This window comes from Gordonia rhizosphera NBRC 16068, assembly GCF_000298195.1.
Classification (GTDB): Bacteria; Actinomycetota; Actinomycetes; order Mycobacteriales; family Mycobacteriaceae; genus Gordonia; species Gordonia rhizosphera.
The window spans coordinates 55124-64352 of sequence record NZ_BAHC01000028.1; the positions used below are offsets into that span (position 1 = coordinate 55124).

6 protein-coding genes are annotated in these 9229 nt (G+C 67.7%); 2 read left to right on the plus strand and 4 right to left on the minus strand.

What is annotated here, in order from left to right; genetic code table 11:
• Positions 1–203 precede the first annotated feature (203 nt).
• The 3 genes from GORHZ_RS02590 to GORHZ_RS02600 all read right to left on the minus strand — a co-directional run bounded on the left by GORHZ_RS02590 (position 204) and on the right by GORHZ_RS02600 (position 4071).
• Complete coding sequence (locus tag GORHZ_RS02590; RefSeq protein WP_006330129.1) at positions 204–1520, minus strand: ABC1 kinase family protein; 1317 nt, start codon at positions 1518–1520, stop codon at positions 204–206.
• A gap of 58 nt (positions 1521–1578) precedes the next feature.
• Positions 1579–2505: a hypothetical protein gene (locus tag GORHZ_RS02595; RefSeq protein ID WP_006330130.1), complete on the minus strand. Its 927-nt coding sequence runs from the start codon at positions 2503–2505 to the stop codon at positions 1579–1581.
• Between the two features lie 90 nt (positions 2506–2595).
• Positions 2596–4071: a zinc-dependent metalloprotease gene (locus GORHZ_RS02600; protein WP_006330131.1), complete on the minus strand. Its 1476-nt coding sequence runs from the start codon at positions 4069–4071 to the stop codon at positions 2596–2598.
• Between the two features lie 133 nt (positions 4072–4204).
• Between GORHZ_RS02600 and GORHZ_RS02605 the strand changes: the two genes are divergently transcribed.
• Positions 4205–5269 (plus strand): YlbL family protein, encoded by a 1065-nt coding sequence (locus GORHZ_RS02605; RefSeq protein ID WP_040529861.1) that lies wholly within the window; start codon positions 4205–4207, stop codon positions 5267–5269.
• Between the two features lie 24 nt (positions 5270–5293).
• Here GORHZ_RS02605 and GORHZ_RS02610 read toward each other — a convergent pair whose 3' ends face one another.
• On the minus strand, positions 5294–5845 hold the full coding sequence (locus GORHZ_RS02610) for a PPA1309 family protein (RefSeq protein ID WP_040529880.1): 552 nt from the start codon (positions 5843–5845) through the stop codon (positions 5294–5296).
• Between the two features lie 169 nt (positions 5846–6014).
• On the opposite strand from GORHZ_RS02610, the gene GORHZ_RS02615 reads away from it, so the two are divergent.
• Complete coding sequence (locus GORHZ_RS02615; protein ID WP_040529883.1) at positions 6015–9017, plus strand: UPF0182 family protein; 3003 nt, start codon at positions 6015–6017, stop codon at positions 9015–9017.
• The last annotated feature ends 212 nt before the right edge of the window (positions 9018–9229 follow it).

The following is a 9229-nucleotide window of genomic DNA, read 5'->3' on the forward strand; positions in this document are numbered from 1 at the left end:
TGATCGAGTAGCCGTGAGAACGGAGTGAGTGGCGTATCGAGATCACGTGAGTGGTGGTCTCGATACGCGTCGGGCTCGCATGCTCGCACGTCGCTACTCGACCAGCGGAGTGAGCGTCGGGCTCGCAGGCTCGCACGTCGCTACCAGCGGGTGGTGGCGGGAGTGTGTGTGTCGAGATCGAGATCGCTCCGCCGCCGGGGCACTCAGTCGGCCAGCCCCGGCACCCACTTCTCCATGATCGCCCGGTAGGGTGCGTTCGCCTCGAGCTGCGCGGCGATGCCGACGCAGCCGGCGAGCACCCGGAACACCATCACATAGTGCTTGGGCAGGTTGAGGTTTCGGGATGTCTTGTAGACATCGCCGCGCACGTCGGTCGCCTTGCCGGCCGCACGTTGCATCCATTTGCGGGTGAAGTGGAAGGACTCGGTGTAGAGCGGATCGACATAGGGCTTCAGATAGGCCTCGATGTCGTCCGCGTTCACCCGGTCCACATGGGAGCGGCGGATGAAATCCGTCTGCACCATCAGCTCTTTGAGCTCCTCGTACTTCTTGTCGCGGGCCAGGCGCAGAATCGGTCCGGTCTCGGGCGGCAGACCGTTCGGATAATGTCCGACGGCACCGAAATCCAGCACTCCGAAGCGCCCGTCGGGGGTGATGAAGAAGTTGCCGGGATGCGGATCGCCGTGCAGCAGTCCGACCCGGAACGGTGAACTGACCTCGAAGGTGGCCATGCGTGCGGCCGCGCTGTCACGGGTGGCCTGATCACCCGAGGTGATGATCTTCGACAGCGGGGTACCGACCATCCACTCCGACACCACGACCTTGGGAGCGCTCGCGACCACCTTCGGGATGACGAAATCGGGATCACCATCGAAGGCCTTGGCGAAGGCCCGCTGGTTGTCGGCCTCACCGAGATAGTCGAGTTCGGCCTCGGTGCGGTCGATCAGTTCGTCCATCATCGCCTTGACATCGGTGCCCGGCGACAGCTTCTGCAGCAGACCCGACATCCGCGACAGCGTCTTGAGATCCGCCTTGAGGGCGTGGTCGGCGCCCGGGTACTGCACCTTGACGGCAACCTCGCGGCCGTCGGACCAGATCGCCTTGTGGACCTGCCCGATGCTCGCGGACGCGGCGGGCTCGTCGGAGAACTCGCGGAAGCGTTCCCGCCACCGGGTACCGAGTTGCTGGTCGAGAACCTTGTGCACGGTGGCCGCCGGCATCGGCGGTGCGTCGGCCTGCAGCTTCGTCAGCGCCTCCCGGAACGGTTCACCGAACTCGTCCGGGATCGCGGCCTCCATGATCGACATGGCCTGGCCGACCTTCATGGCGCCGCCCTTGAGCTCGCCGAGGACGGCGAAGAGTTGCTCGGCGGCCTTCTCCAGCATCTCCTGCTGGACTTCGTCCTTGTCCTTGCCGACCATGCGTTTGCCGAGACCTGCCGCGGCCCGACCGGCCATTCCGATGGGGAGAGACGCAAGCTTCGCGTTGCGCCGTCCCTGCCCCCGAGTGATTTCAGCCATAGCGTCCTTTCCCCACCACAGAATAGAGGACCGAGCGACGACGACCAGAACCCAGACCTCATCCTGCGCGCGCCGCGGCCGCACGGCACCCGCACAGGGGATGCGGAGGCCATTCGGTGACCGCGAGTCCCGCCGGGGCCGGACGGAATTCCAGTGCACGGTTGAACAATTGGGGTGTCGAGCCGGAGCCGGCACCCGACCACAGCGCGCTCGCCAACTGTTCGACCTGTTCCTGGGCGAGCGCCGCGGTGGCCCGAATGGTGGCGGCGCTCGCGTAGCCCGGCTGCATCACCATCTGCGCCGCGAGCAGCGGCCAGTCGGGTTCGAGGACCGACCGGTGATGGTCCGCGCAGCGCAGGCAACTCGACATTCCGGGCAGCACGAGCGGTCCGACGACACCCACGCCGTCACGCACCCGCACCTGCAAGTGCGCGATCCGGGCGGTGGTGAGCGCGTTGACGATCGCCGGGTCGTGCACCAGGAAGTCCGTCAGCAGGATCAGGTTGGCATCCCAGTCGGCCGCCGATCGGGGCGCGGTGGGTCGGCGGGTTGAGCGCGCCGAGACCATTCCGACCTCGGCGAGCCCGGCGGCCAGGTGATCCGACAACGGACCGCGGCCGTGAATCCGGATCCGGAGGGTCGTCGAGGACCTCCCGCCCTCTGTCGGGACCGCCTTTCCGGCGTTGATGAGCTGACCGAGTATGCCGGCGAGGTCGGTCGGGGTCAGGCCGATCGATCGCGCGCGGCGCACCATCTCGCTGCGGGAGCGGGGCTGCGTCAGGTCGCGGACCAGGTCGGCGACGTCGGCGGCCGATACCGGGGCAGCCACGTCGATGACCAGGCTGCGGTGCGGATCGCTGCCGACGTGCACCCGGTTGCCGGGCCGCACCAGAACCGGCGTACCCGGCCGCACCAGCGGCAGGCTGGTGGTCAGCGCGGGGACTTCGGCCCGGATGGGGGTTCGGCGGGCGCCACGATCGGCCATGGCGTCACTCTGCCATCTCCGGGGACCGCCGCCGGCTCTCCGACGATGTTGTCCACAGGCGCGACGATCTGTGGGTGGTTGGGTTGCGCGTCAGTCCTCGTCGGTGTCACGCGGCTTGTCGCCCGAACGCCCCTCGTCGGGTTCCTCGGCGGCCCGCTCGGCGGCCAGGGTCTCCTCGAGCTGGGCGATGGGGTCGTCGAAGGTACTGGCGCCGCCGCCGATGACGCGGTCGATGAACGCCGCGGGATTGTCGAGGTCGTCGGCGTCGGGCATCAGGTCGGGATGCGCCCACACCCCGTCGCGTGTGGTGATGTCACCGGCCTCGAGCAGCTGCCGCCACAGGGCCGACGCCTCACGGACCTTCCGCGGACGCAATTCCATCCCCACAAGCGTCGCGAAGGTCTGTTCGGCCGGTCCGCCGGATGCGCGGCGACGGCGCATCGTCTCCGTCAGCGCCGCGGTGCTGGGGATGCGGTCGGACAGGGCCGCGAACACGACCTGCTCGACCCAGCCCTCGACGAGGGCGAGCAGGGTTTCCAGACGCGCCAGCGCGGCCTTCTGCTCCGGCGTCGTGGTCGGCTCGAAGGACGCCGACGACCCGATCAGCTCCTCGAGTTTCGACGGGTTGGAAAACAGTTCCTGCGGATCGATATTGGCGGTGGCTTCGGTGATCCCGCTGAAATCGATGGTGATGCCCCGTGCGTACTCCTCGACGGTGGACAGCAGCCGCTGCCGCAGCCACCCCACATGGGTGAACAGCCGCACGTGGGCGGCCTCGCGGGCGGCGAGGAACACGACGATCTCCTGAGCGGGCTGCTCGAGCCCGTCAGCGAAGCTCGCGATGGCCTCGGGCAGCAACACCGCGACCCCCTCGGGGGCCAGCGGGATCCCGATGTCGGTGGAGGTGAGGACTTCCTTGGCGAGCTGGCCGAGGCCTTGGCCGAGCTGGGTGCCGAAGGCCATGCCGCTCATCTGCGTCAGCATGCCCATCATCGGCCCGGCGAACTGCGCGGCCTCGGCCGGCAGGTTCTGCTCCCAGGTGCGCGACAGCTGGGTGGCCACCGGATCACACAGGCGTTTCCAGGTCGGCATCGATTCCTCGAGCCACTGCACGGGAGTCCACGCGGTCGACCGGCTCACCCCGCTGGGGAAGGTGGTGGCCTCGTCGAGCCAGACCTCGGCGAGCCGCACGGCGTCGGCGACGGCCTGGTTCTCCTTGTCGAGCACCGGGGTGAACTTGCCGATCTGCTGGCGGGCGAGGTTGGTCGCGACCTGATAGTTGACCGGGCCGGCGCCCGATCCCGAGGTCATGCCGGCACCCATCCCGCTGAGCATGCTGCCGAGCTGGGAGAACATCTGGCCGAGGGCGGCCGGGTCGAAGGACGAGGGGTCGAACGCGGAAGGGTCGAAACCTCCTGCGCCGGTGGCGAATCCGAAGGGGTTCTGGGATCCGGCGTCGTTGCCGCCCTGGTCCTTGCGGCGCGCGTCGTCGCCGCCGCGCTTGTCGTCGTCCTTGCCGCGGTCGTCGTCGCCGGGCGAGGAGAACCCGAAGGGCAGATCAGTCATGTCTCCACGGTACCGCCCGATGCCCGCCGGACGTGACGCCGCGCGTTCGCCTTGAGCGTAGGGAACTCAAGGCCGGGGAGGGGCGCAGCGTCGGGCGGGTCCGCTGTCGGCGAGGTCTACTACTGTGAGCGGAATGAGATTGCAGCCCGGCCACCGTCGGATCGCGACCGTCGTCGTGACGGTGCTGGTGTTCGTGGCCCTGCTGTTCGTCGGGACGACCGTGCAGGTCCCGTTCGTGGCACTGGGACCTGGCCCCACCGTGAATACGCTGGGCACCGTCGAGATCTCGTCGGACGGCAAGACCGAGACCAAACCGGTCGTCGACATCACCGGGACGCCGACGGATCCGACCACCGGGAATCTCAATCTGACAACGGTGTCGGTCACCGACGGGATGTCGCTGTTCCAGTCGCTGGGCATGTGGTTGTCGGGCACCTACACCCTCGAACCCCGTGATCGGCTGTTCCCGCCGGATCAGACGCCCGATCAGGTACGCAAACAGAATGAGCAGGATATGACCGGCTCGGAGAGCAATGCCACGGCCGCGGCCCTGCTGTTTCTGGATCGTCCGACGAAGCTGGTCGTCGCCTCCGTCGCGCCGTCGGGGCCGTCGGCGGATGTCCTGCGGCAGGGCGATGAGGTGCTCACCGTCGCCGGCAAGTCGGTGTCGACGACGGCCGAGATGCAGGCCGCGGTGAAGGGGAGCGCTCCCGGATCGGCCGTGCCCATCGGGATCGTCCGGGGCGGGCAGCCTCAGACCGTCACCGTCACGCTCGCGGCGCGCCCCGACGATGCGCAGGCCGGCTATCTGGGTGTCACGCCCGAGGTGGTCAACGCCGACCCGTCGTTGAAGATCTCCTACAACGTCGGTGACATCGGCGGCCCGTCGGCCGGGATGATGTTGACGCTGGCCGTCATCGACCGACTCAGCCCCGGGGAGCTCACCGGCGGGAAGTTCATCGCCGGCACCGGCACCATCGACGACTCGGGAGAGGTCGGGCCGATCGGTGGGATCACGCACAAGACGCGCGCCGCGCGCGACGCGGGGGCCACGGTCTTCCTCGTCCCCGAGGGCAATTGCGCCGAGGCGACCTCGGATGTCCCCGACGGACTAACCCTGGTCAAGGTCGACACCTTGCAGTCGGCCGTGGACGCGCTCGACGACATCGGCGCGGGACGGGCGGCGCCGCACTGCTGACACCCGGACGGATCAGGGCCCGCGTCAGCCGGCGGGATCGACGTCGAGGGTGTGTGCGAGAGCGGTGCGCAGCTCGACGGCCAGATCGGGGTGGGTGAGCAGCTCTATCCCGGCCTCCGGGTCGGCGCCGGGTTCGGGGCGCAACTGCAGCAGTCCCAGGGTGCGCCCGTCACGCAGCGCACCCGCTGCGACGCGTCCGGGACGACCCTCGGAGGTCGGCTCGTCGGGCGGCACCACGGTGATCTCCTGGACCAGAGCGGCCCCCATGACCGTCGGCGGCCAGCTGGTGGTGGCCAGCACGCGCTCGAGTTCAGCAGTGGCGTCCTCGGCGGATGCGGGGTTCGGCAGCGGCGCCTGGGCGATCGGACTCAGCTCCGAGTCGTCGTCGGCGTCGACGAGGTCGGGTTGGCTGCGCGCCAGCGCCGCGGTCGGGACCAGCGCGAACAGCATCGGTGGCTGATCCCAGCCATCCTGGTCGACGAACTCCACGATGTCGCGCAGTGCGCCGCCGAGGGCGTCGGGCGACAGAGCGTCGGATGCCGGGGTGTCAGGATGTACGTCGCTCACGTGGTCCATCATGCCCGGCCCCGGGGCCCGGATCCCGACGTCGGGAAACCGCTCGGGGCGGCCGCCAGGGGAACCCCGGTGGCGGGTCGGTCGTTGCCCAGTACAGTTGGAGCACGAGCCGACCGGTTTCGCAGCGTCGAACCGGTGTCCGGAATGAGAACTTTGGAGAGTGGGCCAGGTGGGCGTACGCGGGCCGGCGGGCATGCCGACACTGTCGCGCAAGAGCAAGATCGCTATCGGGATCGGTGTGGCCATCCTGGTGCTACTGCTGATAGGACCTCGGCTGGTCGGTCTGGCCACCGACTGGTTGTGGTTCTCCGACGTCGGATACACGCGCGTGTTCTCGACGATCATGTGGACGCGGATCATCCTGTTCGCGCTGACCTCGGTCCTCGTCGGACTGATCGTGTTCGGGGCGATCGCGATGGCCTACCGATCGCGCCCGGTCTTCGTGCCGGCTTCGGGGCCCAACGATCCGCTGGCCCGGTACCGGACCACCGTGATGGGTCGTACCCGCTGGTTCGGCATCGCGCCGGCCGTGCTGGTGGGTCTGCTCGCCGGACTCGTCACCCAGGCGTCGTGGGCGACCGTGCAGACCTTCCTGCACAGCGAACAATTCGGCGTGCGGGACCCGCAGTTCGGGCTCGACGTCAGCTTCTACGCCTTCGACCTGCCGTTCTACCGGCTCATCCTGAACCTGTTGTTCGTGGTCGTGGTGATCGCGTTCCTCGTGAACCTCGTCACGCACTATCTCTTCGGTGGCATCCGGCTGGCCGGTGGCAACAACAACGGTCCGTCCATGACGGTCGCGGCCCGAGTCCAGCTCGCGGCCCTGGCGGGCACGTTCCTGCTGCTGAAGGCGGTGAGCTACTGGTTCGACCGGTATTCACTGCTGTCCAGCCAGCGCAAACAGGAGATCTTCACCGGCGCCAGCTACACGGACATCAACGCGGTGCTGCCCTCGAAGCTGATCCTGATGGCGATCGCCGTCATCTGCGCGGTCGCCTTCTTCGCCGGTGTGGTGCTGCGTGACCTGCGCGTGCCGGCGCTGGCCACCGCGCTGATGGTGCTGTCCGCGCTGGTCATCGGGGTCGGTTGGCCGCTGGCGATGGAACAGTTCTCGGTCAAGCCGAATGCGGCGCAGAAGGAAGCCGACTACATCGCGCGCAACCTCACGGCGACGAAGCAGGCATACAAGATCCGGGAAGACCAGGACGTCACCTACGAGCAGAACTGGACGGCGACGCCGGCCGATCCTGTCGCGGTGAACACCGACACGGCCACCCTGTCGAATATCCGCATCCTGGATCCGAACGTGATCGCGCCGGCCTTCAACCAGCGCCAGTTCCTCAAGAACTTCTACGGGTTCCCCGCCCAGCTCGCTGTGGACCGCTACACCGTCAACGGTCAGGAGCGCGACTACATCGTCTCGGTTCGTGAGCTCGATCCGTCCAAGTACGGCGAGAACCAGCAGAACTGGATCAACAAGCACACCGTGTTCACCCACGGCAACGGCTTCATCGCGGCGCCGGCCAACACCGTCGACGAGGCGTCGGCCGACAGCGACTCCGACCGCGGTGGTCTGCCGGTGTTCAAGGTGAGTGACCTCGAGACGATCCGTTCACCCGAGTACCAGGCGAACGCCCCGATCAAGGTCACCCAGCCCCGGATCTACTTCGGCGAGCTGATCGCGAAGGTCAATCCCGACTACGCGATCGTCGGCTCCACCGGCGAAGACCGCGAGTACGACGAAGACGGCAAGAACTACACCTACCAGGCCGATTCCGGTGTTTCGCTGGGGAACTGGTTCAACCGATTCCTCTATTCGGTGAAGTACACCGAACGCAACATCCTACTGTCGGGTGCCATCAACCAGAACTCGAGGATCCTCTACGACCGCGATCCCCGCGACCGCGTCAAGAAGGCGGCGCCCTGGCTGACCGTCGATTCCAAGACCTATCCCGCGGTGATGGCCGACGGGTCGATCAAGTGGATCGTCGACGGGTACACCACGCTCGACACCTACCCGTATGCGCAGCGGATGTCGCTGCAGGACGTCACGTCGGACGCTCAGGCCCTCAATCAGGGACAGACCGGCCGCACGCAGATCAACCGTCAGGTGTCGTATGTGCGCAACTCGGTGAAGGCCACCGTCGACGCCTACACCGGCGAGGTCACCCTGTACCAGGTCGACACCGACGACCCCGTGCTGAAGACCTGGATGAACGTCTTCCCGGGCACGGTGAAGTCCCGTGCCGAACTCGACCAGCATCAGGATCTGATCTCTCACTTCCGGTATCCGGAGGATCTGTTCAAGATCCAGCGCGCGCTGCTCGCGAAGTACCACGTGTCCGATCCGGAGACGTTCTTCCGCAGCAACAACTTCTGGTCGGTGCCGGCCGATCCCACCAAGGATCAGGCCGCGCAGCAGGGACTCAACCAGCCGCCGTACTACTTCACCGCGGCCGCCCCGGACGGCCCTCAGGCGCAGTTCCAGCTGACCACGGTGCTGACTGGTCTGAACACCCGCAACCTGACCGCGTACGTGACGGCGTCGTCGGACCCCGAATCGTACGGGCGTATCACTGTCAAGACGCTGCCGACGGCCCAGCAGACGGTCGGTCCGCAACAGGCGCAGGAGAACATGAAGAGCGCCGGTCCGGTGGCCTCGGACCGTAAACAGGTCGAGGACACCACCCGGGTGACCTACGGCAACCTGCTGACACTGCCGGTGGGCGGCAACGGGATTCTCTACGTCGAGCCGATGTACACGCAGTCCAAGACCGACGACTCGGCCATCCCGAAGCTGTATCGGGTGCTCGTCTACTACAACGCGGCCAGCGGTAGCGCCCGCGTCGGGTACGCGGCGACGGTCGCCGAGGCGCTGCGACAGGTGGGTATCAACCCGGCCGCGGTGACGGCGCCCGAGGGTGGACCTGCCGTCGAAGGCGGGACCACCCAGCCCGACACCACCACCCCGTCGACCGACGGCGCGCAGGCGCCTGCGACGCCGAATCAGGGCACTTCGCCGGAGCGCGACGCGGCCGTGCAGGCCATCGGCCAGGCACTGACCGCGTTGAAGGACGCCCAGACGAAGGGTGACTTCACGGCCTACGGTCAGGCGCTCGACCAGCTCGACAAGGCGGTGGCGCAGTACGAGGCGCTCCCCTCCGGGAGCTGACGCCGCCCTCCGGGAGCTGACACGGCCGTCACGCAAAACGCGCACCCATAGTGTTCACGCGCACGTCGCGACGTGCGCGTGAACACTATGGGTGCGCGTTCCCGGATCCGGCTGGCGTCCGGGGGCCTCCCCGGCGCCGGCCGCGATCAGCGATATTCGCGCATGTACCGTCCGCGTTCGGCGTCGGTGTTGTCGGGCAGCACCGGGCTGTG

Coding starts and splice junctions, on each gene's coding strand:
- GORHZ_RS02590 (WP_006330129.1), bottom strand. CDS start 1,520: ATGGCTGAAATCACTCGGGGGCAGGGACGGCGCAACGCGAAGCTTGCG.
- GORHZ_RS02595 (WP_006330130.1), bottom strand. CDS start 2,505: ATGGCCGATCGTGGCGCCCGCCGAACCCCCATCCGGGCCGAAGTCCCC.
- GORHZ_RS02600 (WP_006330131.1), bottom strand. CDS start 4,071: ATGACTGATCTGCCCTTCGGGTTCTCCTCGCCCGGCGACGACGACCGC.
- GORHZ_RS02605 (WP_040529861.1), top strand. CDS start 4,205: ATGAGATTGCAGCCCGGCCACCGTCGGATCGCGACCGTCGTCGTGACG.
- GORHZ_RS02610 (WP_040529880.1), bottom strand. CDS start 5,845: ATGGACCACGTGAGCGACGTACATCCTGACACCCCGGCATCCGACGCT.